The organism is Streptomyces sp. NPDC088350, assembly GCF_044753545.1.
In the GTDB taxonomy this organism is placed as follows: Bacteria; Actinomycetota; Actinomycetes; order Streptomycetales; family Streptomycetaceae; genus Streptomyces.
Genome location: NZ_JBIVNL010000006.1, coordinates 372,429 through 396,599, shown reverse-complemented (window position 1 = coordinate 396,599; position 24,171 = coordinate 372,429). Strand labels below are relative to the sequence as shown.

Here is a 24,171-nt window from a genome sequence, read left to right as displayed (position 1 = left end):
GCGGGGTTTCCTCGCCCCCGCCGCCCCTACCCGTCCCGTCCTCCAGGGGCGCTGCCCCTTCGACCCCGACTCGGGGGCCGGCCCCCGGGCCCCCGCTCCTCAAACGCCGGAGGGGCTGGAGTTCAGGTGCTGGGATTCAGCATCGGCGCGTCCGAGTCGTCCTTCAGGGTCACCCCTGTCGCCCCCAACTCCCGTGCCCGCCCCATCAACCCCGCCAGCTTCCCCGCCGCCACCTCGTACGTAAGCCCCAGCGGCGGCCGGATGTTGCTCAGGCAGTTCCTGTCCGCGTCCGTCGTCTCCCCCGGCTTCGGGCGGTACGTGAGGTACGCGCCCAGGGAGTCCGCCGCCGACATGCCGGGGCGTTCGCCGACGAGGACCACGACCATCGCCGCGCCCATCGCCGACGCCACGTCGTCGCCGAGGGCCACGCGGGCCTGTTCCGCGAGGACGACCGGGGCCACCCGCCAGGACGTCGGCAGCAGTGCCGTAGTCGCGCGCACCATCGCCGCCGCGTGTTCGTGCACGGCCCGGCTGGACAGGCCGTCGGCGACCACGAAGACGACGTCCCACTCCCCCACCGGCAGGTGTGCTCGGTCGGCGGGGTCCAAGCGGCGCCCCAGGTCCGGGCGTTGGAGGTAGGTGAGGCGGTCGACGGCCGCGCTGCGGACCCGGACCGTCGGTTCCCCCCTCAGCCCCTCCGCCACCACGTCCGGTTCGAACGGGGAGTGCACCGCGTCCCGTGCCGCCGCGTGCGCGGCCTGCAACTCCAGCCGGTGGTGGGTCGGCAGGCCCGAGCCCGCCCTGCCCAGGCCGATCCTCGCCTGGGTGTGCCGGCGCAGGGAAGGCCACAAGTCCCGCTCCACCGAAGCCACTTGACTGGTCGTCATGCCGCCAGTTCCCTTCCGATCGCCGTCAACGGGTGGGTCGTACCGGACACGTCCCTGATCTCGCCGCTCTCGCCCAGCAGGCCGATCGAGTCGAGCCATGCCTCGAACTCCGGTGCCGGGCGCAGCCCGAGGACTTCGCGGAGGTACAACGCGTCGTGGTAGGAGGCGGATTGGTAGTTGAGCATGATGTCGTCGCCGCCCGGGGTGCAGATCACGAAGGACGCGCCGGCCACGCCGAGCATGGTGAGCATCGTGGCGATGTCGTCGTCGTCCGCGTCGGCGTGGTTGGTGTAGCAGATGTCCAGGCCCATGGGCAGGCCCAGCACCTTGCCGCAGAAGTGGTCCTCCAGGGCCGCGCGGAGGATCTGGCGGCCGTCGTAGAGGTACTCCGGGCCGATGAAGCCCACCACCGTGTTCACGAGGAGCGGGTCGTAGCGGCGCGCGACCGCGTAGGCCCGTGCCTCCACCGTCTGCTGGTCCACCCCGTGGTGCGCGTCCGCCGACAGCGCGCTGCCCTGACCGGTCTCGAAGTACATGACGTTCGAGCCGACCGTGCCCCGGCCCAGCGCCCGCGCCGCCTCGTACGCCTCGTCGAGCAGGCCCAGCGTCACACCGAAGGACGCGTTGGCCGCCTGGGTGCCCGCGATGGACTGGAAGACGAGGTCGACGGGCGCGCCGGACGCCATCAGGTCGACGCTGGTCGTGACGTGGGACAGGACGCAGGACTGGGTGGGGATCGCGTAGCGCTGGATGACCCCGTCCAACAGCTCCAGCAGGTCCCGTACCGCCTTCGGGCTGTCCGTCGCCGGGTTGATGCCGATCACCGCGTCGCCGGAGCCGAGCAGCAGCCCGTCGAGCAGGGCCGCGGCCACGCCCGCCGGGTCGTCGGTGGGGTGGTTGGGCTGGAGGCGGGTGGCGAGGCGGCCCGGCAGCCCGATCGTCGACCGGAACGCCGTCACCACCCGGACCTTCCGGGCGACCGCGACCAGGTCCGCGTTGCCCATCAGCTTGGACACGGCCGCGACCATCTCCGGCGTCAACCCGGGCGCGACGGCGGCCAGTTCGGCGGTGCCGGCCGTCAGCAGCCACTCCCGGAACCCGCCCACCGACAGCCCGGCCACCGCCGCGAACGCCCCCGTGTCGTGCGTGTCGAGGATCAGCCGGGTCACGTCGTCGGTCTCGTAGGGGATCACCGGTTCGGCGAGGAAGGCGGTCAGCGGTACGTCCGCCAGCGCCCAGCGTGCCGCCACCCGCTCCTGGGCGGACGACGCGGCGAGCCCGGCCAGCCGGTCGCCGGAGCGCTCGGGGCTCGCGGCGGCGAGCAGGCGCGCGAGGGAGCCGAAGCGGTAGCTCCGGCCGCCGAGGGTGGAGGTGTACGTACTCATGGCGGTGACCGTACGAGGGGCGTGTTGCCCCCAGGTTTCCTCAGATTTCTAAAGGTCTGGTTGACAAACATTTAACGCGCCGAAACCCTTTCCCGACTCATTCGGCCTACAGAGTTCCGCTTCGGAACACCAGCCGAGCAGCAGGAGAGGAGCCATCCCGATGGCAGTGGACGAAGGGGTCGCCCCCGCGGCGAACACAAGCGAGGACGGCGCCGTTCACCGGCTCAAGCCCAACGCCATCGGCCTGCTGGGCGTGGTCTTCATGGCCGTCGCGACCGCCGCCCCGATCACCGCGATGACCGGCAACGTGCCCTTCATGGTCTCGTCGGGCAACGGCATAGGCGCCCCGGCGAGCTACCTCGTCGCAATGGTCGTCCTGGCAATCTTTTCCGTCGGCTTCACCTCGATGGCCAAGCACATCACCTCGACGGGCGCCTTCTACGGCTTCATCTCCTACGGCCTCGGCCGCACCGTCGGACTCGCCTCCGGCCTCCTCGCCACCTTCGCGTACGTCGTGTTCGAACCGGCGCTGATCGGCATCTTCTCGACCTTCGCCACGGGAACCTTCAAGGACCAGACGGGACTTGACATCCCGTGGTGGGTCTTCGCGATCGTGATGCTGGCCGTCAACGCGACCGGCACGTGGTTCGGTGTCTCGGTCGCGGAGAAGCTGCTCGTCGTACTCCTCGGCACGGAGGTGACCGTCCTCGCCGCGATGGCGATCTCGGTCGCCCTGCACGGCGGCGGCCCGCACGGCTTCACCTTCGGCCCGGTCAACCCGGTCAACGCGTTCAAGGGCACGAGCGCCGGCCTCGGCCTCTTCTTCGCCTTCTGGTCCTGGGTCGGCTTCGAGTCCACGGCCATGTACGGCGAGGAGTCCCGCGACCCCAAGAAGATCATCCCCAAGGCGACGATGATCTCGGTCCTCGGCGTCGGCGTCTTCTACGTCTTCGTCTCCTGGATGGCCATCATCGGCAACGGCGAGAGCGAGGCCGTCAAGGTCGCCTCCTCGGCGAACCCGCTCGCGCTCTTCTTCAACCCCACCGAGCACTACGTCGGCCACTGGGCCGTCGACCTCATGCAGTGGCTGATGATCACCGGCTCGCTCGCCTGCGGCATGGCCTTCCACAACTGCGCCAGCCGCTACATGTACGCGCTGGGCCGCGAGGGCGTCCTCCCGTCCCTCAAGAACACCATCGGCCGCACCCACGCCAAGCACGGCTCCCCGCACATCGCGGGCTTCGTGCAGACCGTGATCAGCGCGCTGCTGATCGTCGCGTTCTGGGCCACGAGCAAGGACCCGGCCAACGCCCTCTACGTCCTGCTCGCCATCCTCGGCACGATGGCCATCCTGGTCGTGCAGGCGGTGTGCTCGTTCGCGGTACTGGCGTACTTCCGCACCCACCACCCCGAGAGCCGGCACTGGTTCAAGACGTTCACCGCTCCGCTGCTCGGCGGCATCGCGATGCTGGCGGTGGTACTGCTCCTGGTCTCCAACATGAGCGTGGCAGCGGGCTCCGAGTCCAACTCACTACTCCTGAAGGCAACCCCCTGGCTGGTAGCCCTGGTCGCGGCGACGGGCATCGGCTACGCCCAGTACTTGAAGCGCAGGGCGCCCGAGCGCTATGCCTTGCTCGGCCGCACGGTCCTCGAAGAAACCAAGGAGCGCTGAGGTTCTTTTAGGGGCGCGGGGAACTGCGCGACCAGCCACGACGCTCCCGCAGATTCGTACTTGTCTGCAGGCCCGTGGTGGGCTGGTCGCGCAGTTCCCCGCGCCCCTTCAGGGCGCTCCACCGAACCGCGTTTCCCGGTACACCCGCCACCGCTCCATCATCGCCACGATCTCCCCGTCGACGAACTCGAAGAACGCGAGCGTCTCGGCCATCCGACGCCCCGCCGGCGTATCCGCACCAAGACTCGCAACCCCCTCACTCAGAGCCGCCTCCCACCGCTTCAGCACAGCCTCACGATTGGTGAGCGCCTCGTACCACTGGTTCCCCTGAACCCGGTACCGCTCACGCCGCGAACCCGGTTCCCGCTCGCGCGACACCATGTGCTGCTGCGCCAGATACCGCACCCCACCGGACACCGCCGCCGGACTGATCCGCAGCTGTTCGCCCAGCTCGACGGAGGTCATCGCCCCCTCGTCGGAGGAGAGCAGCGCGGCGAAGATCCGGGCCGGCATCCGCTGCATCCCGGCCTCGACGAGCTGCGCCGCGAAGGCCTCGACGAACTTCGACACGGACTCGGCGTCCCGCGCACCAGATGTGTCCGCCGCACCAGAGGTATCCGTCATGGACTCACCCTACCCGCGTTTCATACACTTCCTTAACTTCACAAATTTCTGAAAGAAGCGTACGTTCGGCTCCATGACGAAGGCAATCACCGTCTCCGGCCTGCACAAGTCGTTCGGTACGACGCACGCCCTCGACGGCCTCGACCTCACCGTCGACACCGGCGAGGTGCACGGCTTCCTCGGCCCCAACGGCTCCGGCAAGTCCACGACGATCCGCGTCCTGCTCGGCCTGCTGCACGCCGACTCGGGCGCCGCCCAACTCCTGGGCCGCGACCCGTGGACCGACGCGGTCGAACTGCACCGCCGGATCGCCTACGTCCCCGGCGACGTGACCCTGTGGCGCAACCTCTCCGGGGGCGAAGTCATCGATCTCTACGGCACGTTGCGCGGCGGCCTCGACAAGACCCGCCGCGCCGACCTGATCGACCGCTTCGAACTCGACCCCACCAAGAAGGGCCGCACGTACTCCAAGGGCAACCGCCAGAAGGTCGCCCTCGTCGCCGCGTTCGCCTCGGACGTCGACCTGCTGATCCTGGACGAACCGACGTCCGGCCTCGACCCGTTGATGGAGGAGGTCTTCCAGCGCTGCGTGGAGGAGGAACGCGACCGGGGTCGCACGATCCTGCTCTCCTCCCACATCCTCAGCGAGGTCGAGGAGTTGTGCGACCGGGTGAGCATCATCCGCAAGGGCCGCACGGTGGAGACCGGTTCGCTGGCCGACCTGCGCCACCTCACCCGCACCAGCGTCACGGCCGAACTCACCGACCTGCCCAACAGGTTGGCCACCCTCCCCGGCGTGCACGACCTCGACGTACAGGGCCATCGCGTCCGCCTCCAAGTGGAGACGGACCAACTCAACGCCGTACTACGGTCGTTGAGCGAGTCGGGCGTGCGCTCGCTCACCTCGAAGCCGCCGACGCTGGAGGAGCTGTTCCTCCGCCACTACCAGGAGGCGGACACGAAAGACGGGGTGTCCGGATGACCGCCACCACGTTCCCCGCCCGCACCGGCACCGGCACCGGCACCGGCGGCTCACGCCAACTCGCAGGCACCGGCGCCCTGTTGCGCTTCAACCTGCGCCGCGACCGAGTGGTGATCCCAGCGTGGGTGGCGGTGACGGGCCTGCTGGTGGTGTCGCTCCCCGGCTCCCTGCGCAGCGTCTACTCCACCCCCGCCGAACGCGCCGACATCGCCCGCCAGATGCTCACCAACAGTTCGCTGCGCGCGACCTACGGCCCGGTGTTCAGCGACTCCCTCGGCGGTCTCACCGCCTGGCGCATCGGCGGCTACGCCGCGATCCTCGCCGGGATCATGAGCCTGGTCGTCGTCGTACGGCACACCCGTGACGAGGAGGAGAGCGGCCGGCAGGAACTCGTGTCGTCGGCGATGGTGGGCCGCCGCGCACCGCTGACGGCGGCCCTGTTGACGGCCCTCGTCGCCAACTCCGCGCTGGCGCTGCTGATCACGGGCGGTCTCGCCGGGCAGGGTGCGGGCGGCGCGCTGTCGCTCGGGCTCGGCATCGGCGGGGTGGGCATGGTGTTCGCGACGCTCGCGGCGATCGTCGCGCAGTTCACGGACAGCGGCCGGCTCGCGAAGGGCCTGACCGGCGGACTGGTCGGCACGGCGTTCGTCCTGCGCGCGGTCGGCGACTCGACCACCAACGACGGCTCCTCTCCCCTGACATGGCTCTCACCGATCGGCTGGCTGGAGAACCTGCGCCCGTTCGCGGCCGAACGCTGGTGGGTCCTGGCCCTGTTCCCACTCGCCGCTCTCCTACAAGGCCTCGTGGCCTACGAGTTGGCGGGCCGCCGGGATGTCGGCATGAGCTTCCTGCCCGCCCGCCCGGGACCGGCCCACGGCCGCCTCGGCACGGCGGGTGCGCTCGCCTGGCGTCTCCAGCGGGCCGCCGTGCTGGGCTGGAGCCTCGGCTTCCTCGCGGCCGGGGTGGCCTTCGGCGGCATCACGAAGGGGGTGGCGAGCCTGGTCGGGGACAACGCGAAGACCCGCGAGATCATCGAGCGGATGGGCGGCCAGTCCGGCATCGAGGACGCGTTCCTGGCCACGATGGTCGGCATGTTCGGCATGCTCGCCGCCCTCTACGCCGTCTCCTCCGTCCTACGGCTGCACAGCGAGGAGACCGGCGGGCGCGCCGAACCCGTCCTCGCGAACGCGGTCGGCCGCCTGCGCTGGGCCGCCGGCCACCTGACCATCGCCTTCGCCGGCGCGGTCCTGATCATGCTGCTCAGCGGCCTCGGCCTGACCCTCGGCTACGGCGCCGAACCCGGCCCGATCCTCGCCGCCAGCCTGGTCCAGGTCCCGGCGGTCTGGACCCTGGGCGCCCTGGCGGTCCTGCTGCACGGCATCTCGCCGCGCCTGTCCCCGGCGTCCTGGGGCGTGGCCGGACTCGCCCTCCTCCTCGGCTGGATCGGCCCCGCCCTGAACCTCCCCCGGGCGGTCCTGGACATCTCCCCCTTCGGCCACCTGCCGAAGCTGCCGGGCGGCGACATGGCATGGGGGCCGGTGGTCGTCCTCACCGGGATCGCCGCCGTGCTGGTCACGGTCGGACTCGCGGGTCTGAGCCGCCGCGACCTCACGACCTGACCATCGGCACGGGGAACCCACGGCGGCCGGCGCGCGTCCGTCCCGGGCATGGGACAACGTGCGCAGGCCGCCGGAGGATGTCTGACCGTCGCACTCGGCGCGGGCCTGGGACTGGCGGTGTGGTCCCACGGCGTCCGGGACCGCTTCCGCCGCTTCGAGGCGAGCCCCGACTGGAGCGTCCTCTACGCCGAGTTGCCGCTCGCGGTCCTCGGCGGGGTCGCCGCCGCGCTCGGCGTCTGGGCCCTGGTGCGGCGCGTCAGACCGTGACGCTCAGCCCCTCAAGACCCCGGATCACGAAGTTCGGCTTCCGCTCCGGCTCCGCCGCGAGGCCGAGCGTGGGGGCCTTCTCCAGCAACGCCGCCATGGAGGCCGCCAGTTCGATACGGGCCAGGGGTGCGCCGATGCAGTAGTGGATGCCCGCGCTGAAGCTGATGTGCGGGTTGTCGGCGCGGGTGAGGTCCAGGCGCTCCGGGTCGGCGAAGACGTCCGGGTCGTGGTTCGCGGAGCCGAACAGCATCGCGATCTCCGCACCGCGCGGGATCACCGTGCCGTCGATCTCGATCTCGTCCAGCACCCACCGCTCGAAGAGCTGGAGCGGGGTGTCGTAGCGCATCAACTCCTCGACGGCGGACGGGATCAGGGAGTGGTCCGCGCGGAGAACGGCCAGTTGGTCCGGGTTGCGGAACAGCGCCCACCAACCGTTCACCGTGGCGTTCACCGTCGCCTCGTGGCCCGCGTTCAGCAGCAGTACGGCGGTGGAGATCATCTCCTGCTCGGTGAGCCGGTCCTCCTCGTCGTGGGCCGCGATGAGGCCGGAGATGAGGTCGTCGCCGGGTTCCTTGCGGCGGGCGGCGATCAACTCGCGTAGATACTCCGCGAATTCGACCGACGCGCGAACCGCCCTCGCCGCCGTGTCCTCGGACGGGCTCAGCTCGTACATCCCGCAGATGTCCGCCGACCAGGGCCGCAGCGGGGCGCGGTCGGACTCCGGGATGCCGAGCATCTCGGCGATCACCGCGACGGGCAGCGGTTCGGCCACATCGGTGAGGAGGTCACCGCCGCCGGCGGCCACGAGTCCGTCCACCAGCTCACCGGCCAACCGGCTGACGTACGGCTTCAGCTGCTCGACCGTACGCGGGGTGAACGCCTTCGAGACCAGGCGCCGGATGCGGGTGTGGTCCGGGGGCTCCAGGTCGAGCATGCCGTGGTCGTTGAGGGTGTGGAAGGGCTCGTGCTCGGGCGGGGGTGCCGTCCGGCCGAAGTCCTCGTGGGTGAAGCGGTGCTGATAGGTGCGGCCGAGCCGGCGGTCGCGCAGCAGCGCCGAGACGTCCGCGTGGCGGGGGACGAGCCACTGGTCGGTGGGCTCGTAGTAGGTGACCCGGCCCCGGTCGCGCAGTGCGGCGTAGGCGGGGTACGGGTCGGACACGAACGCCGGGTCCCAGGGGTCGAAGGCGAGGTCGTCAGCAGCTGCCATGGACGGACGCTAACCCGGCTCACCCCCCTCTGACCAGGGGTGTCCTACGGGGTGGGGATGCTCCACCCCTGCCAGGTGTTCGACCCGCGGTCGCGGACGCCGGTGCCCGCGTGCCCGCTCTCCCCACCCCCTGCCCCCCTACCCCGGTCTCACCAACCTCGCCTCGTAGGCGAACACCGCCGCCTGCGTACGGTCCCTGAGGCCCAGCTTCACCAGGATGCGGCTGACATGGGTCTTGATCGTCGACTCCGCGACCACCAGCCGCTCCGCGATCTCCCCGTTCGACAGGCCCTGTGCGATGAGGACCAGCACCTCCGTCTCCCGCTCGGTCAGCTCGCCGAACGCCGCCTGCTGCGCGCTGGGCATCAGACGGGGTGTCTCGGACAGCTTCGAGAACTCCGTGATCAGCCGCTTGGTGACGGAGGGCGCGAGCAGCGCCTCGCCGGCCGCCACCACCCTTACCCCGTCGGCGAGTTGGCGTGCCGAGGCGTCCTTGAGCAGGAAACCGGAGGCTCCCGCGCGCAGCGCCTGGTAGACGTACTCGTCGAGGTCGAACGTGGTGAGCACCAGCACCTTCGCCGCGCCGTCCGCCGCGACGATCTCCCGGGTCGCCTCGATGCCGTTCATCTCGGGCATGCGGATGTCCATCAGTACGACGTCCGGGGCCAGTTCACGCACCCGCTCGACCGCGTCCCGCCCGTTCACCGCCTCACCGACGACCTCGATGTCCGGCATCGCGCCCAGCAGGACCGAGAAGCCCTCGCGCACCATCATCTGGTCGTCCGCGATCAGTACCCGGATGGTCATGCATCACCTTCGCCCGCACTCGGCACCGGCAGGAACACCGTCACCTCATAGCCGCCGTCCTCCGCCGGGACCGCCGTCATCTCGCCGTTCAGCATGGACACCCGCTCCCGCATCCCCGTGATGCCGTGCCCCGCACCGGGCGAGGGCTTCACCAGGCTCGGCTCGGGCATCGGGCCGTTGACTATCCGCAGGCCCAGCCCGCCCAGCACATAGCCGATCTCGACGCGGGCGCTCGCGCCGGGCGCGTGCCGCAGGGTGTTGCTCAACGCCTCCTGCACTATCCGGTACGCCGACAGCTCGACGCCCTGCGGGAGTTCACGCACCGCCCCCGTCACCGCCTTGTCGACACTCAGGCCGGCGTCGCGCACATTGGCGAGCAGCGCGTCCATGTCGGCGAGGGTGGGCTGCGGGGCGTCCGGCGCCTCGTAGCCCTCCGCGCGCACCACGCCCAGGACGCGGCGCAGCTCGGTCAGGGCCGCCACCGCGTTCTCCCTGATCGTGACGAACGCGCGCTCCAGCTCCGGCGGCGGGTTCTCCACGCGGTAGGGCGCGGCCTCCGCCTGGATGGCGACCACCGACATGTGGTGGGCCACCACGTCGTGCAGCTCGCGGGCGATCGTCGTGCGCTCCTCCAGCAGGGTGCGCCGGGACCGCTCGTGCGCGGTGACGGTCTGTTGCGCGGTCACCTCCTTGCGGGCCTCGCGGCGGGTCTGCCAGACCGCGACGCCCAGCAGGGCCAGGGCGGAGACGAACAACAGCTCCATGGTGTTGGAACCGAGGACGTGGCCGCCGAAGATCGTGCTCTCCGAGATCGTGCCGTACAGCCCGGTCAGCGCCCACATCCACACGGCGGTGCGCGGCCTGGTGCGTATGGCCACCACGGTGAGCACCACCAGGTGGCAGACGAAGCTGCCGGGCAGCCACGGCCACTCGCTGTCCCACTCACTGCCCACGAGGGCGGCGACCGGGGTCGCGACCATCGACAGCCAGAACGCGCCGACCGGCCGCACCGTGGTCAGCAGTACCGGAGCCAGCGCGAGCACGCCGAGGAACGCGTCGACGAGGCCGCCGTTCCCGTTGGTGGTCCAGCCCGTGAGCAGCGCTATCAGCCCGGCCGCGACGATGAGGGCGTGCGGGGTCCAGGCCGCGTACTCCCGCGGCCGTCCCGACAGCCTGCGGGTCAGCGGGCCGTCGACGCTCATGGGCGGCAGCGGGTGGTAGGCGAAGGCGTCGTGGAACAGGTCCTGCCGCAGCCCGCGCAGGGCGTCCGCGGCGAGCCGGAACTCCGGGCTGCGCGGCTTGGCCCCGCCCGCCGGCGGCATCTGCTGGGTCGTCTCGGTCACATTCAAAACGGTAGGCGGAGGGGCGGGTAGCCGTCGTCACCTGTGAGAAGGGTCTTCGCCCGTCCGTCTCAGGTACTACGGGTATCCCCGCCGACCCGGCCCCGAAGGCCCGGCCCAGGCGACCCTGCCCCCGCCTTCAGCGGCCCCCGCCCGGCCGGACCAGCCCCGACTCGTAGGCGAACACCGCCGCCTGCGTACGGTCCCGCAGCCCCAACTTCACGAGGATGCGGCCCACATGGGTCTTCACGGTCTGTTCGGCGACCACCAGGTGCTCGGCGATCTCCGCGTTCGACAGGCCCTGCGCGATCAGTGCGAGGACCTCCGTCTCCCGCTCGGTGAGATCGCCGACGCGGGACTTGAGCGGGGTGCGCGGTGTCCCGTTCAGCCGGGAGAACTCGGCGATCAGACGGCGCGTGACGCCCGGCGCGAGCAGTGCGTCACCGGCCGCCACCACCCTTACCGCCTCGGCCAGTTGGTCGGCGGACGCGTCCTTGAGGAGGAAGCCGGACGCGCCGGCGCGCAGTGCCTCGTACACGTACTCGTCGAGGTCGAAGGTGGTGAGGACCAGCACCTTGATCTGCGGGGTCGCGACCGTGATGCGGCGGGTCGCCTCGATGCCGCCGAGTTCGGGCATGCGGATGTCCATGAGGACGACGTCCGGGGCGAGTTCGGCGACCTTGGCCACCGCGTCCAGGCCGTCGACCGCGTTGCCGACCACCTCTATGCCGGGCTGGGCGTTGAGCAGGACGGTGAAGCCCTGCCGGACCATCTGCTGGTCGTCGGCGATGAGTACGCGGATGGCGCCGCTCGTCATGGGTTCTCGTCTCCTGTCGGGAAGATGATCTCGGGTGCGGCGGAAGCGCCGGCCTCATCGGGACCGGCGGGTCCGGCGGGTGCGGCGGGGAGCGCGACGCCGTCCCGGGGCAGGAACGCCACGACCGCGAAGCCGCCCTGGAACGTCCTCCCCGCGGTCAGGTGTCCGCCCAGCATCGCCGCGCGCTCCCGCATCCCGAGCAGACCGTGTCCGGCGCCCGGGGAGGGCGGGACGGCCTGCTGCGGGCGGGAGTTGGTGACGATCAGCTGAAGCCCGTCGGGCGCGTGGGTGACCTCGACGGCGACCGTGGAGCCGGGGGCGTGCCGCAGCGCGTTGCTGAGCGCCTCCTGGATGATCCGGTACGCCGACAGCTCCACCCCGGGTGCCAACGGGCGCACCTCGCCCCTGACATCGCTGCGCACGTCGAGACCGGCGGCCCTGGTGTTCTCCAACAGGGCGTCCAAGCGGTCGAGGGTGGGCTGCGGGGCGTCGGGGGCGGCACCCGTGCCGGGGCCGGCCAGGGCGTACGGGTCCTCCGGATACTCCGGGTGCTCCGAGCGGAGCACACCGAGCACCCGGCGCAGTTCGGTGAGGGCTTCGAGGGCGTTCTGTCTGATGCCGGCGAGGTTCTCCTTGAGCTCCTCCGACGGGTTCTCCACCAGGTGGGCCGCCACCTGGGCCTGGATGGAGATCACCGACATGTGGTGGGCGACCACGTCGTGCAGCTCGCGGGCGATACGGCTGCGCTCCTCCAGGAGGGTGCGGCGGGCGCGCTCCTCCTCGGTCAGCGAGGCCTGTTCGACCAGCTGCGTACGGGCCTCGCGGCGCCCGCGGAGAGCGGTGCCGAAGAAGACGACCAGGGCGAGCAGGACCATCGCCTGCATTCCCGTGGCGCGGTAGACCTGGCCGCCGACCAGCCCCTCCATGGCATAGGTGACCAGGGCGGTCCCGGACAGCGCGCCGACCGCCACGCGCGCCGGCACCCGCAGGGCGAGGAGGAACAGCACGAAGGCCTGGGCGGCCACCGCGGGCGTGGTCCACGGCCAGTCCGGTCCCGGGGACGGGAAGTCCACCCCCATGTGCGGCCTGGCCGCCGAGGCCGCCAGCGCGGTGGCGCCCAGCGAGAGCCACCAGGCCGGCACCGGACGCCACAGGGCGAGGACCATCGCCGCGCCCTGCGCCAATCCGGTCAACGCGGCCAGCGGGAGGCCGAGTTGGTAGTTCACCTTCAGGTCGTGGAGGTTCCCGAACGCCAGCCCCACGGCGATCGCGCACACCAGGACGTGCGGCAGCCGGCGCAGGAACCGGGGCCTGGACAACGGCGGGAGCGGTGCGGCCGACGGTGACATGAGGTCTCTCAGCACACCGCGCAGCACAGGGGCGAAGCGTTGCTCCGGCACGCGGATGACGCGGGCGGCACGGAGCCGGTCGGTTCCGGGGACCCCCTGGGCGTCCGGCTCGGGGGCGTGGAACGCGCGGCCCGTGGCGGGCTCGTCGCTCCGGTTCCGAGGCTCGTCGCTGGTCACGTCGTCAACCCTAGGCACGGTGCGGCCTCTTCGCCGACGGGTGAGGTGGTCGGATGTGGGCCCGGACGCCCCGGGAACGGCTGAACGAGCGCTTCCGCGCCCCCTGTTCGTAGGTCCGGAACGCCGTCCAGCAGATCGCCAGGGCCAGCGCGAACACCGGGAGCCATGCCACGCGGGCCGCCACCCACGTCAGGTTGTCGGGGAGTGTGTGCAGGCCCGGGAGGTGACCGGCGGGCAGGGTCGCGGCCGTGGTGGCCATCAGGGCCGTCAGGTGCCAGAGGAAGATCGTCATCGCGGAGAGGTTGACCAGGGCCACCGCCGACCAGACGAGCGGGCGGCTCATCGTGCGGCGCAGGCGGTCGCGGAGGAGCAGGGCCAGGCCGCACTGGGCCAGGCCGAAGGTGACGGCGGCCAGGGTCGGCGGGTCCAGGTTGGAGATCGTGCTGCCGGGGACGCCGACCATCGACGCCGGATAGCCCGCCCAGAGGACCAGTCCCGCCGTCGCCGCCGTACCGCCGACCAGCAGGACCCAGCCCGCCCGGGCGCGGTCCAGCTCGCCCCGGGTCCAGGCCGCGCCGAGCGTGTACGGCACCAGCCAGCCGGCCGCCACGTTCACCCAGCCGAGCCAGGACGGGCCGCCGAGTCCGAAACGGATCAGGTCCACGTGCAGGACGACGGCCAGCGGCCACAGCGGGTTGAGCCGGGTCAGGAGGGGAGTGGCCGCCGTCAGACCCGCGAACACGACCAGGAACCACATCGGTGACAGCGCCAACTTGACCAGCGCGCGGACCGTTTCGAAGTCCGTGCCGGACAGCAGCAGCGCGATCGCGGCCACCGTCCACAGGGTGAGGACCGCCGCCGCCGGCCGGAACAGCCGCGACAGACGGGCGGTCAGCCACTGACCGTACGTCGTGCCCCGGGCCCGTGCGGAGGCGTAACCCCGGGTCGCCACATGGCCGCCCACCAGGAAGAACACCGCCAGGGTCTGGAACACCCAGGAGATGAGCGCCAGCCACGGCATGTGCTGCAACGGGCTCGCCGTGTGCAGCGTGCCGCCGTCCGCGACCAGCGCCGTCACCAGCCAGTGGCCCAGGACGACACCGAGGATCGCGAAGGCGCGCAGGGCGTCCACGGCACGGTCCCGGTCGGGCGGGGTGGTGGCGTCGACGCGGGCGGCGCCCCGCCGTATCCCGTCGATCGCGGTGCTCAGGGTGTGGTCACGCACGGGTCGTCACCTCCGAGGTCTCGCCCAGGACGATCCGGGCGAGGTTGGCCAGGGAGGCCGAGCCCGGGGAGAAGTAGTCGCTGTGGCCGCCGTCACCGGCCGCGAAGACGCGGGCGCCGAACGCCGGGGACACCGGGTCGGTGCCGAAGCCGACGGTCGTACCGAACAGGTCCGCGCTGATGTGCGGGACGTCCGCGACCCAGTCGTCGCCGCCACGCGCCGCCCACACGCGGGCGGAGGTGTGCAGGCCGGCGGCGGAGTCGGCTCCCGTGCCGGGGCTGCCGACGAGGGCGATGTCCGCCACGTCCAGGCCGGCGGCGGCGCGACCGCAGACGACGGTGCCGTACGAATGGCACACCAGCGCGACCCGCGCCTCGCGGCCGGTGATGCCGTGCAGCTGTCGTATGAACTCCCGTAGATGCGGGGCCGCTTGGTCGGCTCTGCCCTCGGTCAGGACCGTGGTGCTCACCGTGTGCGGGGTCCGGTAGCCGAGCCAGGCCACGACCGCCGTGCGCGAGTCCGGGGCGTCCAGGGTGAGTTGGCGGCGCAGGTTCAGCGCGGTCGCGCGGAAGCGGTCGTAGGTGTCGAGCGAGGTGTCGGAGCCCGGCACCAGGACGGCCACGCGCTCGGCGTGCGCCAAGTCACCGAAAACCTCGGCCGCTTGGCCCTCGCCCCGGCCGTCGAAGGCGAGGAAGTGGCGGGCGGGGTCGGCCATCGCACGGTCCGCCGCCGCGCGCCGGTCGTCACCGTCGGCGGCGGCCATACGGGACGCCTCGGCGGCGTCGGCACGGTTCGCCGCGTACGCCTCGTCCAGCGTGGCCGAGGTGAGCGGGGCGAGGGCGGCGGGTTCCGGTGCCGGGATCCCGGGCCGCGTCGCGGCCGAGAGGGGGATCACTATGGCGCCGGTGACCAGCGCGGCGAGGAGGGCGCGGCGCCATCTGCCGGTGCGGCGACGCGCGGCGGCTCCTCCCCTGTCCCGTCCGGCGGTTGTCGCCCCGGCCACCCCCGTGTCGAGCCCCATCCCGTCCCCCTCCCAGTCCGCCCGGCCACCGGGCTCATCTGAAAGGGAAATTACGGATCCGCGCTCGTCGTCCGCGTCACGCCAGGGAGCTCATCTGCGTCGTAGCTCTCAGGTATTACGGGTATGACCGGGTCAGCCGGACAGAGAGACAGACGGACAGAGAGACAGACGAACAGACTGTCACCGTGCGGCGCTCACCATGCCAACTGGGCGATCTCCTCCGCCACCACCGCGCACGCGTCCGCCGCCGGGTCGATCAGCGGGAAGTGGCCGACGTCCTCCAGGAGCGTGAGGCCGACCACCTCGCCCGACTTCGCCGCCGCGTCCGCGTACGACTCGGCGACCGCCTGGGGGACGACGACGTCGGCGCGGCCCTGGACGAGGGTGGTCGCGATGCCGGTGGGGAGGAGGAGGCTCGGGTCCGCGTACGGCAGCCGTTCGGCGAACTCGGCCCCGCCGCCGAGGAGTTGACCGGCCGCTCCGCCGCACACGGCGAGTTTCTCGGCGACCGTGAAGTCGGCGATCGGGGCGAGGGCGACCACTCCGCGCAGGGCGGCGGGGGCGGCGGTGCGCCAGGGCGCGTCCTTGGGGAGGACGTGCCGTGCGGCGGCCCACAGGGCGAGGTGACCGCCCGCCGAGTGACCGGTGATCACCGTGCGGCGCGGGTCGGCCTGCGGCAACGCCACCCGTACGAGCGCGGGGAGCGCGTCCAGCGCCGCCGCGACGTCGTCGAAGGTGTCCGGCCAGCGGCCCGCGACCGGGCCCCCGGTACCGCCCTCCGCAGGACCGGCCGCCCCCCGCCGGTACTCGACGTTGGCCACCGCGAAGCCCCGGTGGGCGAGGAAGTCCGCGAACGGGGTGATGTGCCGGCGGTCGTACGGGGCGCGCCACGCGCCCCCATGGAGTACTACGACCAGAGGAGCAGGCTCGCCCGGTACGCGCTCGCCGCGCGGGGCGTAGAAGTCGATCACCTGGTCGGGGTGGTCGCCGTACGCGGCGGTGCTGTCGGGGTCGACGGCGGGGTGCGAGAAGGCGGACTCCTCTTCTGCGGCGGCACGTGCGGCGACGTCGTCCGGCATGCTCCAACCTCTCAGCGACGATGGGGGCACCTCCCAGGCTTTCGGCACTGGGGGAGGATTTGGACGGTTCGGATGTGGCGGACCTGGAGAAGATTGCGGCCGTTGGCGGGACGCTACCAGGCCGGTGACATGGGCGGACACGCGGATGTCACGCTGGGTGAGAGTTAAACGGTTCTGCTGTTTCGTTACGCTGACACCGTGCCCGTCACAGCACACCTTGTCAGCATCTCGTCGGCACCTCGTCGGCATCTCATCAGCACCTCGCCAGCATCTCGTCGGCACCTCGTCGGCACATCAAGGAGACCGCGATGCCCACCGAACCCGGCACCCTGCGCCCCGGCGGCCGCACCGCACGCGTCCGTACGGCGGTGCTGCGCGCCGCGGGTGACGTGCTGGCCGAGCAGGGTGTCGACCGGCTCGACCTCTCGGACGTCGCCCGGCGGGCCGAGGTCGGCAAGACCACGGTGTACCGGCGCTGGGGTTCGGTGACCGCGCTGGTCGCGGACCTCCTCGTAGACATGGCCGAACAGTCGCTCCCGCGCGAGGAGACGGGCTCGCTCCTCGGCGACCTGCGCGCCAACGCCCTTCTGGTGCAGCGCACTTTGGCCGACGCCCGGCAAGGCGCCCTGTTCCGCGCCGTCATCGCCGCCGCGACCTGCGACGACCGTACGGCCGAGGCCTTGCGCCACTTCTACGAGGTGCGGGTCGACGAGTGGGCGCCCTGCGTCGAACAGGCCGTGGCGCGCGGGGAGTTGCCCGCCGGCACCGATGCCGCCCAGGTCGTACGGGCCGTATCGGCGCCCCTCTACTACGAGTTGCTGACCACCGGGACCGCCCCGGACACCCCCGCCGCGGAGCGGGCCGCGCGCGCCGCGCGGGCCGCCGCCGTGGCAGGGGTGTACGTCACCAGCCTGTCCGACGATCTAACCGCTCCCATGACCTACGACAGTTAGATCGAGGTACAGCTTCTAGCGGACCACATCTCCCAGGACCCGCGCCGCCCGCTCCACATCCGCGAACCCGACGTACAACGGCGTGAATCCGAAGCGCAGGACGTCCGGATGCCGGAAGTCGCCGACCACGCCCCGCTCGATCAGCCGCTTCATCACGTCACCGGCGTCCGCGCAGCGCAGCGCGACCTGGCTCCCCCGCTCCGCGCACGCAACCGGAGTCACCGACTCCACACGCCCGGACGGGACGTACGACGCCACGCACTCCAGGAAGAAGTCCGTCAGGGCGAGGGACTTGGCGCGCACCGCCTCGATCGAGACGCCGTCGCCGTCCCACACCTCCAGGGCGGCTTCGAGGGCGAGCATGGAGAGGATGTCCGGGGTGCCGACGCGACCGCGCAGCGCGCCCGCCGCCGGTTCGTAGGAGGGCCGCATGCCGAAGGGTTCGGCGTGCGAGTTCCAGCCGGGGAGCGGGGAGTCGAAGCGGTCCTGCAGCTCCCGCCGCACATAGAGGTACGCCGGTGAACCCGGGCCGCCGTTCAGGTACTTGTAGGTGCAGCCGACCGCGAGGTCCACGCCGTGCTCGTCGAGCCCGACCGGCAGCGCGCCCGCGCTGTGGCACAGGTCCCAGACGGCCACGGCGCCCGCCGCGTGCACGGCGGCCGTGAGCGCGGGCAGGTCGTGCAGCCGGCCGGTGCGGTAGTCGACGTGGTTGAGGAGCACCGCCGCCGTACGGTCGCCGAGCACGCCCGGCACCTCGGCCGGGGTCACCGGCCGCAGCGCGCAACCGGTCATCCGGGCCGCCGACTCGGCGATGTACCCGTCCGTGGGGAAGGTCGTGGCGTCGACGACGATCTCGTCCCGCCCCTCCCCCGCCAGCCGCACGGCACCCACAAGTGCCTTGAACACATTGACACTTGTCGAGTCGCCCACGACGATCTGCCCGGCCGCCGCCCCGACCAGCGGGGCGATGCGGTCGCCGATCCGCTCGGGCGCGGTCCACCAGCCGCTCTCGTCCCAGGAGCGGATGCGCAGCTCGCCCCACTGACGCCGGACGACGTCCTCGACCCGGCCGGGGACGGACGCCGGCAGCGCGCCGAGCGAGTTCCCGTCCAGGTACACCACGTCGTCGAGGACGAACTGCGCGCGCACGCCCGCCAGTTCGTCAGCGGCGTCCAGCTTCTCTGCCCTGAGCGCGAGTTCAGACATGGGAGCGCGCCGTCCACAGCTCGGGGAACACGTTCTTCTGCGCGCGCTTCTCCAGCCAGGCCACCCCGGCGGAGCCGCCCGTGCCGGTCTTCGCGCCCATCGCGCGCCGGGTGGAGACGAGATGGTCGTTGCGCCATCGCCACACCAGCTCGGCGACATCGGTCAACGCCTCACCCAGCCGGGCGAGTTCAAGACCGGGGTCACCGGAATAGAGGTCGGTCCATACCTTCTCGACCTCCTCCGACGGCTCGTACCGCAGCGACACGTCACGCTTCAGTACGGCCTCCGGCACGGCGTGCCCGCGCCGGTCGAGGAGCCTCAACACCTCGTCGTAGAGGCTCGGTTCGTGCAGGGCCTTCTCCAGCTCGGCGTGCACGCGCGGGGCGCCGCGGTGCGGGACGAGCATGGACGCGGACTTCTCGCCGAGCAGGAACTCCATGCGGCGGTACATCGCCGACTGGAAGCCGGAGCCCTCGCCGAGGGCGCCGCGGTAGGAGTTGAACTGGGCCGGGGTGAGCTGGCCGAGGGGCCGCCAGGAGGCGTTCAGCGCCTCCAGTTCGCGTACGGAACGCTTCAGCGCGTCGACCGCGACCGGCACCCGGTCCTCGCGCAGGGCCCGCGCGGCGGTCTCCCACTCGTGGACGATGACGGTGAACCACAGCTCCATCACCTGGGTGGTGACCAGGAAGACCATCTCGCCGGGGTCGTCGGAGCGGGTGTGCTGGAGGTGGGTGAGGACGTCCGCCTGGACGTAGTCCTCGTAGGGGGTCGTTCCCTGGAAGTCGAGATGCGGGGCCTCGGGCTCCTGAGGTTCCTGAGCCGGTTGGGACATCGCTGTCTCCTGATGCGTACTCCGGGTAGCGGTCCGCCCCTGCCGAATTCCGACACGGGGGCCCCGGTCCCCACCGGGCATCCTCCACAATCGTCCCCCGAGTCCGCAAGGTCCGCCTGGTCACACCAGGCGGACCTGCAACAACGCGAAGGAACTAGCCCAGCGTCTGGGCCGCCGTCGGCGAGGAGTCCTTCAGGAACTGCGAGCAGCGCGTGTACTCCTCCTGCTCCCCGATCGCCTGCGCGGCACGCGCGAGGGCGTGCAGGGCACGCAGGAAGCCGCGGTTCGGCTCGTGCTCCCACGGGACCGGACCGTGACCCTTCCACCCGTTGCGACGCAGCGAGTCAAGGCCGCGGTGGTAGCCCGTACGGGCATAGGCGTACGACTCCACGACGCTGCCCCGCTCGAACGCGTCGTCGGCCAGCCGGGCCCAGGCGAGCGAGGAGGTCGGGTACTTGGCGGCGACCTCGGCGGGCGCCGTACCGCCCGCGAGGAGGTCACGCGGGCCGGGTTCTTCGGGGAGGTGGGTCGGGGGCGGTCCCCCGAGGAGGTTCTCGTGAATCGTCATGGGTTCCAGTCTCCCCCAGGGGCGGCCAATGCCCGGCATCGAGCGGGCCAGGACCGCTCCCCGGCTACTCACCGGCCTCCAGCCGCCCCTTCCCCGCCCGCGGCTCCAGCGGCGGTGCCGTCACCCAGCCGTGTGTGCGGCACTCCGGGCGGCGGCAGTCCGGTGCCGGGCGTCGTACGGTCGCGTAGGCCAGGATCGCGCCCGCCGCCAGGACGCCCGCGCACAGAGGCATCGCCCGGTGGAAGGCGTCGTCGAAGGCGGGCGCCGAGCGGTACGCCTCCGGGCCCATCCCGGCGAGCAGTGGCAGCGCGGCGACGGCGAGGAGGCCGGCCGCGCGGGCCGCCGCGTTGTTGATACCGCTGGCCAGGCCCGCCCGCGCGGTGTCCACGGAGGCGAGGACGGTGGCCGTGAGCGGCGCGACCAGGGTGACCATGCCGGTGCCCATGACCAGGAGGGCGGGCAGGACGTCGGCGAGGTAGGAGGCCCCGGGGCCGACCCGCAGCATCAGCAGCATCGCCGTCGCGCACAACAACGGCCCTACGGTGAGCGGGATGCGGGGGCCGACGCGCTGGGCGAGTTCGCCGGAGCGGGCCGAGAACAGGAGCATGAGGGCGGTCGTCGGGAGCAGGGCCGTGCCGGCCTGGAGCGCCGAGTAGCCCGCCACGACCTGGAGTTGGAGCGCGGTGAGGAAGAAGAAGCCGCCGAAGGCCGCGTAGACGCAGAACGTGACGAGGTTGACCGCCGTGAACTGGCGTGACGCGAAGATGTCCGGCGGCATCATCGGGTCGGGGCGCCGCCTCTCCACGTGGACGAAGGCGACGCCCGCGGCCACGCCGGCGACGGCGGTCAGGACCACGACGACGAGTGAGCCGTTGCCCGCCTCGATCAGCGCGTACGTCACCAGGGCGAGTGCCACGGCGCCCAGCGCCGCGCCCAGGACGTCGAAACGGCCGTGCTTACGGCCGTCGCCCGACTCGGGGACATGGCGTACGGCCACGGGGACGCAGACCAGCGCCAGCGGCACGTTGATCAGGAACACCCAGCGCCAGCCGGGGCCGTCCACCAGCCAGCCGCCCAGGAACGGGCCGATCGCCGCGCCGATACCGCCGAAGCCGGACCACAGGCCGACCGCGCGGGCACGGTCGTCGGGGTGGAAGGAGGCCTGGATGAGGGCGAGGGAGCCCGGGGCGAGGAGTGCGCCGCCGATGCCCTGGAGCGCGCGGGCGGCGACCAGGACACCCGCGTTGGGCGCGAGACCGCAGAGCAGGGAGGCCGCCGCGAACCAGACCACGCCCAGGACGAAGATCCGGCGGCGGCCGTAGCGGTCGCCGAGGGAGCCGCCGAGGAGGATCAGGCCGGCCAGCGTGAGCATGTACGCGTTGACGGTCCACTGGAGGGCGGCCAGGTCGGCGTTCAGGTCGCGGCCGATGCGGGGCAGGGCCACGTTGACGACGGTGGAGTCGACCATGGCCATGCTGGAGCCGAGGACCGTGGTCAGCAGGATCCACTTGCCCTGGGGCGAGGCGAGCCGGACGTCGGAGGACATGCCCCCAGGTATACAGCGAGCCCGGTGCCGTAGCACCGGGCTCGCGGAACAGACGGACAGGCAGAAGGACTTACTTGATCTTCGTGCCCGTGGAGCGCAGGTTCGCGCAGGCCTCGGTGACGCGCGCCGCCATCGACGCCTCGCCGAGCTTGCCCCAGGTGCGCGGGTCGTAGGTCTTCTTGGAGCCGACCTCGCCGTCGACCTTCAGGACACCGTCGTAGTTGCGGAACATGTGGTCCGCGACCGGGCGCGTGAACGCGTACTGGGTGTCGGTGTCGAGGTTCATCTTCACCACGCCGTTCTCCAGCGCGGTGGCGATCTCCTCCTCCGTGGAGCCGGAGCCGCCGTGGAAGACGAAGTTGAACGGCTTGCTGCCGGCCGGCTGACCGTACTTGGCGGCCACGCCCTCGTTCAGCTCCTTGAGCAGCTCGGGGCGCAGGACGACGTTGCCCGGCTTGTACACGCCGTGCACGTTGCCGAAGGACGCGGCCAGCAGGTAGCGGCCCTTCTCGCCCAGACCGAGCGCCTCGACCGTACGGATCGCGTCCTCGACGGTGGTGTAGAGGGAGTCGTTGATCTCGTGCGAGACACCGTCCTCCTCGCCGCCGGTCGGGGTGATCTCCACCTCAAGGATGATCTTCGCGGCGGCGGCGCGGGCCAGCAGCTCCTGCGCGATGGCGAGGTTGTCGGCGAGGGTCTCCGCCGAGCCGTCCCACATGTGCGACTGGAACAGCGGGTTGCCGCCGGCCTTCACGCGCTCCTCGGAGACCGCGAGCAGCGGACGGACGTAGCCGTCGAGCTTGTCCTTGGGGCAGTGGTCCGTGTGCAGCGCGACGGTGACCGGGTACTTCTCGGCGACGATGTGCGCGAACTCGGCGAGCGCCACGGAACCCGTGACCATCTCCTTGGCGTACTGGCCGCCCAGGAACTCGGCACCACCCGTGGAGATCTGGACGATGCCGTCGCTCTCGGCCTCCGCGAAGCCGCGCAGCGCGGCGTGCAGGGTCTGGGTCGAGGTCACATTGATGGCCGGGTAGGCGAACTTGCCTGCCTTCGCCCGGTCGAGCATCTCGTTGTAGACCTCGGGGGTTGCGATGGGCATCTGTCCGCTCCTTGGTATGTGCGGGTTGGCGATCTTCGCGATCTGCGTACTACGGCCCTGACCTAGACCTTGGGTGCGACGTCATCGTCGTACCCATCTTTCCAGACGTGGCCGGATGCTAGGAGCGCCCGGTCAGTCCAGGCCCAGCTCGTCCTTGGAGTACGCGAAGAGATACGGCACTCCCGCGCCCGCCTCGATCTTCTCGGCGGCGCCGGTCGCCCGGTCGACGATGGTGGCGACGCCGACGACCTCGGCGCCGGCCGCGCGCACGGCCTCGACGGCGGTGAGCGGGGAGCCGCCGGTGGTGGAGGTGTCCTCGACGACCAGGACCCGGCGGCCCGCGATCTCGGGGCCCTCCACCTGGCGCTGCATGCCGTGCGCCTTCGCGGCCTTGCGGACGACGAAGGCGTCCAGCTTCCGCCCGCGCGCCGCGGCGGCGTGCAGCATCGCCGTGGCGACCGGGTCGGCGCCCATGGTCAGCCCGCCGACCGCGTCGAAGTCGAGGCCGGCGGTCAGGTCCAGCAGCACCTGCCCGACGAGCGGCGCGGCCTCCCCGTCGAGGGTCACGCGCCGGAGGTCGACGTAGTAGTCGGCCTCCAGACCCGACGACAGGGTCACCTTGCCGTGCACCACGGCCTTGTCCTTGATCTGCTGCAGCAGCGCGCCGCGTACGTCCGTCATGCCTGTCAGCTTAGAGGCGATGCCCACCGGCCTAGAAGCGCGTCCAACTCCAGGTCATCGTGGCTTCGAGCGGTTCGATCGGGGTGACCAGGCGGGGCAGGGTGTTGAGGCCGTTGGGCGGGCCGGTCTGCGGTTCGACGCACACGGCGGCCTCCTGTTCGTCGTAGACGACGACCCACGCCTCCGGACTCGTGACCTTCAGCTCCAGCTGCCCCGGCCAGGTCAGCGTGACGTCGACGCCGTCCGGCATGCCGAAGCAGTCGTCCCAGGGGCCGGGCTTCACGTCGATCCGGTTGCCGGTGGGGAGGTGGTCGTCGCCGCGCTCCTCCTGCCAGGCCGCGCCGAAGTCGACCCGCACGTCCTCGCCGCCGAGGTTGCGGTTGAACCACGGGTGCCAGCCGATCTGCGCCGGGAACGAGTCGCCGTACGCCTCGACGGCCATCGTGAGCGTCAGGGCGTCGGCGGTCAGCGCGACGGCCTGGGTGACGCGGCCGGGAAAGGGCCACGGCTCGACGAGGTCGTACGTGATGACCGCCTCGTCGGGCGTCCTGCGGGCGGTGCGCCAGGCGCCGTCGCGGACGGTGCCGTGGATGGCGTGCGGCGGGGAGTTGAGGGGCATCTGGTGGACGGTCCCGCCATCCATAAAGCGGCCGTCGCGGATCCGCCCGCACCAGGGGACCATCGGGAAGCACCCGAACCGCTCGCCCTGGCGCAGGAGTTCGGTGCCGCCGACGCGGAGCCCTCCGATACGGCCGCCGTTGCCCGGCTGCACCGTCACTTCCGCGTCACCCGCGGTCAGCGTGATCTCTTCGTTACTCACGGCAC

General features: G+C 71.6%; 23 protein-coding genes. 5 read left to right on the top strand and 18 right to left on the bottom strand.

The genetic code is table 11. The features are described from left to right. Nucleotides 1-122: 122 nt before the first annotated feature. Together eutC and ACIQBL_RS23245 are read right to left on the bottom strand one after the other, a co-directional pair. Nucleotides 123-887, bottom strand: coding sequence for an ethanolamine ammonia-lyase subunit EutC (gene eutC, locus ACIQBL_RS23250; RefSeq protein ID WP_401944645.1), 765 nt, complete (start codon nt 885-887; stop codon nt 123-125). Further along, the gene (locus ACIQBL_RS23245) at nt 884-2,272 is read right to left on the bottom strand and encodes an ethanolamine ammonia-lyase subunit EutB (RefSeq protein ID WP_401944643.1); all 1,389 of its coding nucleotides are present in this window, start codon (nt 2,270-2,272) and stop codon (nt 884-886) included. Before ACIQBL_RS23245 ends, eutC begins: the two co-directional genes overlap by 4 nt. Nucleotides 2,273-2,432: 160 nt before the next feature. Between ACIQBL_RS23245 and ACIQBL_RS23240 the strand changes: the two genes are divergently transcribed. Then, nucleotides 2,433-3,944 (top strand): APC family permease, encoded by a 1,512-nt coding sequence (locus tag ACIQBL_RS23240; RefSeq protein WP_401944641.1) that lies wholly within the window; start codon nt 2,433-2,435, stop codon nt 3,942-3,944. A 108-nt stretch (nt 3,945-4,052) separates the two neighbouring features. Here the strand turns inward: ACIQBL_RS23240 and ACIQBL_RS23235 are convergent, their stop codons facing one another. Beyond that, entirely contained in the window at nt 4,053-4,568 is a 516-nt protein-coding gene (locus tag ACIQBL_RS23235) for a GbsR/MarR family transcriptional regulator (protein WP_401944639.1), read from the bottom strand. 73 nt (nt 4,569-4,641) lie between these two features. On the opposite strand from ACIQBL_RS23235, the gene ACIQBL_RS23230 reads away from it, so the two are divergent. Genes ACIQBL_RS23230 through ACIQBL_RS23220 form a run of 3 tightly spaced genes read left to right on the top strand, consistent with a single transcriptional unit; the run spans nt 4,642 to nt 7,436 of the window. Further along, a complete protein-coding gene (locus ACIQBL_RS23230; protein WP_401944637.1) occupies nt 4,642-5,550 on the top strand; it encodes an ATP-binding cassette domain-containing protein in 909 nt (302 codons plus the stop codon). After that, nucleotides 5,547-7,169, top strand: coding sequence for an ABC transporter permease (locus ACIQBL_RS23225; protein WP_401944636.1), 1,623 nt, complete (start codon nt 5,547-5,549; stop codon nt 7,167-7,169). Before ACIQBL_RS23230 ends, ACIQBL_RS23225 begins: the two co-directional genes overlap by 4 nt. Nucleotides 7,170-7,217: 48 nt before the next feature. Then, nucleotides 7,218-7,436 (top strand): hypothetical protein, encoded by a 219-nt coding sequence (locus ACIQBL_RS23220; RefSeq protein ID WP_401944634.1) that lies wholly within the window; start codon nt 7,218-7,220, stop codon nt 7,434-7,436. Here the strand turns inward: ACIQBL_RS23220 and ACIQBL_RS23215 are convergent. The 8 genes from ACIQBL_RS23215 to ACIQBL_RS23180 all read right to left on the bottom strand — a co-directional run bounded on the left by ACIQBL_RS23215 (nt 7,426) and on the right by ACIQBL_RS23180 (nt 16,458). Beyond that, nucleotides 7,426-8,643, bottom strand: coding sequence for a cytochrome P450 (locus ACIQBL_RS23215; RefSeq protein ID WP_401944632.1), 1,218 nt, complete (start codon nt 8,641-8,643; stop codon nt 7,426-7,428). The two genes, ACIQBL_RS23220 and ACIQBL_RS23215, sit on opposite strands and share 11 nt — an antisense overlap. 138 nt (nt 8,644-8,781) lie before the next feature. Then, complete coding sequence (locus ACIQBL_RS23210; RefSeq protein WP_401944630.1) at nt 8,782-9,450, bottom strand: response regulator; 669 nt, start codon at nt 9,448-9,450, stop codon at nt 8,782-8,784. After that, the gene (locus tag ACIQBL_RS23205) at nt 9,447-10,793 is read right to left on the bottom strand and encodes a sensor histidine kinase (protein ID WP_401944628.1); all 1,347 of its coding nucleotides are present in this window, start codon (nt 10,791-10,793) and stop codon (nt 9,447-9,449) included. The genes ACIQBL_RS23210 and ACIQBL_RS23205 overlap by 4 nt, the downstream gene beginning before the upstream one ends. A gap of 136 nt (nt 10,794-10,929) precedes the next feature. Next, nucleotides 10,930-11,607 carry a response regulator gene (locus ACIQBL_RS23200; protein WP_401944626.1) on the bottom strand — a complete coding sequence of 226 codons (678 nt, stop codon included), beginning with the start codon at nt 11,605-11,607 and terminating at the stop codon, nt 10,930-10,932. Further along, the gene (locus ACIQBL_RS23195; RefSeq protein WP_401945065.1) at nt 11,604-12,956 is read right to left on the bottom strand and encodes a sensor histidine kinase; all 1,353 of its coding nucleotides are present in this window, start codon (nt 12,954-12,956) and stop codon (nt 11,604-11,606) included. The genes ACIQBL_RS23200 and ACIQBL_RS23195 overlap by 4 nt, the downstream gene beginning before the upstream one ends. Before the next feature lie 187 nt (nt 12,957-13,143). Then, nucleotides 13,144-14,358, bottom strand: coding sequence for an acyltransferase (locus ACIQBL_RS23190; protein ID WP_401944624.1), 1,215 nt, complete (start codon nt 14,356-14,358; stop codon nt 13,144-13,146). Continuing rightward, nucleotides 14,351-15,379 carry an alpha/beta hydrolase gene (locus tag ACIQBL_RS23185; RefSeq protein WP_401944622.1) on the bottom strand — a complete coding sequence of 343 codons (1,029 nt, stop codon included), beginning with the start codon at nt 15,377-15,379 and terminating at the stop codon, nt 14,351-14,353. The genes ACIQBL_RS23190 and ACIQBL_RS23185 overlap by 8 nt, the downstream gene beginning before the upstream one ends. A 194-nt stretch (nt 15,380-15,573) precedes the next feature. Next, nucleotides 15,574-16,458: an alpha/beta hydrolase gene (locus tag ACIQBL_RS23180; RefSeq protein ID WP_401944620.1), complete on the bottom strand. Its 885-nt coding sequence runs from the start codon at nt 16,456-16,458 to the stop codon at nt 15,574-15,576. Between the two features lie 308 nt (nt 16,459-16,766). Between ACIQBL_RS23180 and ACIQBL_RS23175 the strand changes: the two genes are divergently transcribed. Further along, on the top strand, nt 16,767-17,411 hold the full coding sequence (locus ACIQBL_RS23175) for a TetR/AcrR family transcriptional regulator (protein ID WP_401944618.1): 645 nt from the start codon (nt 16,767-16,769) through the stop codon (nt 17,409-17,411). A 15-nt stretch (nt 17,412-17,426) separates the two neighbouring features. Here ACIQBL_RS23175 and kynU read toward each other — a convergent pair whose 3' ends face one another. The 7 genes from kynU to ACIQBL_RS23140 all read right to left on the bottom strand — a co-directional run bounded on the left by kynU (nt 17,427) and on the right by ACIQBL_RS23140 (nt 24,166). Beyond that, a complete protein-coding gene (kynU, locus tag ACIQBL_RS23170; protein WP_401944616.1) occupies nt 17,427-18,617 on the bottom strand; it encodes a kynureninase in 1,191 nt (396 codons plus the stop codon). Next, nucleotides 18,610-19,449 (bottom strand): tryptophan 2,3-dioxygenase family protein, encoded by an 840-nt coding sequence (locus ACIQBL_RS23165; RefSeq protein ID WP_401944614.1) that lies wholly within the window; start codon nt 19,447-19,449, stop codon nt 18,610-18,612. Before ACIQBL_RS23165 ends, kynU begins: the two co-directional genes overlap by 8 nt. A 154-nt stretch (nt 19,450-19,603) precedes the next feature. After that, entirely contained in the window at nt 19,604-20,017 is a 414-nt protein-coding gene (locus ACIQBL_RS23160; RefSeq protein WP_401944612.1) for a DUF3151 domain-containing protein, read from the bottom strand. Nucleotides 20,018-20,081: 64 nt separating this feature from the next. Then, entirely contained in the window at nt 20,082-21,563 is a 1,482-nt protein-coding gene (locus ACIQBL_RS23155; RefSeq protein ID WP_401944610.1) for an MFS transporter, read from the bottom strand. A gap of 70 nt (nt 21,564-21,633) precedes the next feature. Beyond that, a complete protein-coding gene (fbaA, locus tag ACIQBL_RS23150; protein ID WP_401944608.1) occupies nt 21,634-22,665 on the bottom strand; it encodes a class II fructose-bisphosphate aldolase in 1,032 nt (343 codons plus the stop codon). A gap of 132 nt (nt 22,666-22,797) precedes the next feature. Further along, nucleotides 22,798-23,346: an orotate phosphoribosyltransferase gene (gene pyrE, locus ACIQBL_RS23145; protein WP_401944606.1), complete on the bottom strand. Its 549-nt coding sequence runs from the start codon at nt 23,344-23,346 to the stop codon at nt 22,798-22,800. A 31-nt stretch (nt 23,347-23,377) separates the two neighbouring features. Continuing rightward, nucleotides 23,378-24,166, bottom strand: a complete 789-nt coding sequence (locus tag ACIQBL_RS23140; protein ID WP_401944604.1) for an aldose 1-epimerase — start codon at nt 24,164-24,166, stop codon at nt 23,378-23,380. Nucleotides 24,167-24,171 lie beyond the last annotated feature (5 nt).

What these genes read in the sequence shown, in the direction of transcription:
- ACIQBL_RS23225 (WP_401944636.1), top strand. Translation starts at nt 5,547, where the DNA reads ATGACCGCCACCACGTTCCCCGCCCGCACCGGCACCGGCACCGGCACC.
- ACIQBL_RS23215 (WP_401944632.1), bottom strand. Translation starts at nt 8,643, where the DNA reads ATGGCAGCTGCTGACGACCTCGCCTTCGACCCCTGGGACCCGGCGTTC.
- ACIQBL_RS23185 (WP_401944622.1), bottom strand. Translation starts at nt 15,379, where the DNA reads ATGGGGCTCGACACGGGGGTGGCCGGGGCGACAACCGCCGGACGGGAC.
- eutC (WP_401944645.1), bottom strand. Translation starts at nt 887, where the DNA reads ATGACGACCAGTCAAGTGGCTTCGGTGGAGCGGGACTTGTGGCCTTCC.
- ACIQBL_RS23155 (WP_401944610.1), bottom strand. Translation starts at nt 21,563, where the DNA reads ATGTCCTCCGACGTCCGGCTCGCCTCGCCCCAGGGCAAGTGGATCCTG.
- ACIQBL_RS23235 (WP_401944639.1), bottom strand. Translation starts at nt 4,568, where the DNA reads ATGACGGATACCTCTGGTGCGGCGGACACATCTGGTGCGCGGGACGCC.
- ACIQBL_RS23160 (WP_401944612.1), bottom strand. Translation starts at nt 20,017, where the DNA reads ATGACGATTCACGAGAACCTCCTCGGGGGACCGCCCCCGACCCACCTC.
- ACIQBL_RS23230 (WP_401944637.1), top strand. Translation starts at nt 4,642, where the DNA reads ATGACGAAGGCAATCACCGTCTCCGGCCTGCACAAGTCGTTCGGTACG.
- ACIQBL_RS23165 (WP_401944614.1), bottom strand. Translation starts at nt 19,449, where the DNA reads ATGTCCCAACCGGCTCAGGAACCTCAGGAGCCCGAGGCCCCGCATCTC.
- ACIQBL_RS23245 (WP_401944643.1), bottom strand. Translation starts at nt 2,272, where the DNA reads ATGAGTACGTACACCTCCACCCTCGGCGGCCGGAGCTACCGCTTCGGC.
- ACIQBL_RS23210 (WP_401944630.1), bottom strand. Translation starts at nt 9,450, where the DNA reads ATGACCATCCGGGTACTGATCGCGGACGACCAGATGATGGTGCGCGAG.
- kynU (WP_401944616.1), bottom strand. Translation starts at nt 18,617, where the DNA reads ATGTCTGAACTCGCGCTCAGGGCAGAGAAGCTGGACGCCGCTGACGAA.
- fbaA (WP_401944608.1), bottom strand. Translation starts at nt 22,665, where the DNA reads ATGCCCATCGCAACCCCCGAGGTCTACAACGAGATGCTCGACCGGGCG.
- ACIQBL_RS23220 (WP_401944634.1), top strand. Translation starts at nt 7,218, where the DNA reads ATGGGACAACGTGCGCAGGCCGCCGGAGGATGTCTGACCGTCGCACTC.
- ACIQBL_RS23240 (WP_401944641.1), top strand. Translation starts at nt 2,433, where the DNA reads ATGGCAGTGGACGAAGGGGTCGCCCCCGCGGCGAACACAAGCGAGGAC.
- ACIQBL_RS23200 (WP_401944626.1), bottom strand. Translation starts at nt 11,607, where the DNA reads ATGACGAGCGGCGCCATCCGCGTACTCATCGCCGACGACCAGCAGATG.
- ACIQBL_RS23180 (WP_401944620.1), bottom strand. Translation starts at nt 16,458, where the DNA reads ATGCCGGACGACGTCGCCGCACGTGCCGCCGCAGAAGAGGAGTCCGCC.
- ACIQBL_RS23195 (WP_401945065.1), bottom strand. Translation starts at nt 12,956, where the DNA reads ATGTCACCGTCGGCCGCACCGCTCCCGCCGTTGTCCAGGCCCCGGTTC.
- pyrE (WP_401944606.1), bottom strand. Translation starts at nt 23,346, where the DNA reads ATGACGGACGTACGCGGCGCGCTGCTGCAGCAGATCAAGGACAAGGCC.
- ACIQBL_RS23175 (WP_401944618.1), top strand. Translation starts at nt 16,767, where the DNA reads ATGCCCACCGAACCCGGCACCCTGCGCCCCGGCGGCCGCACCGCACGC.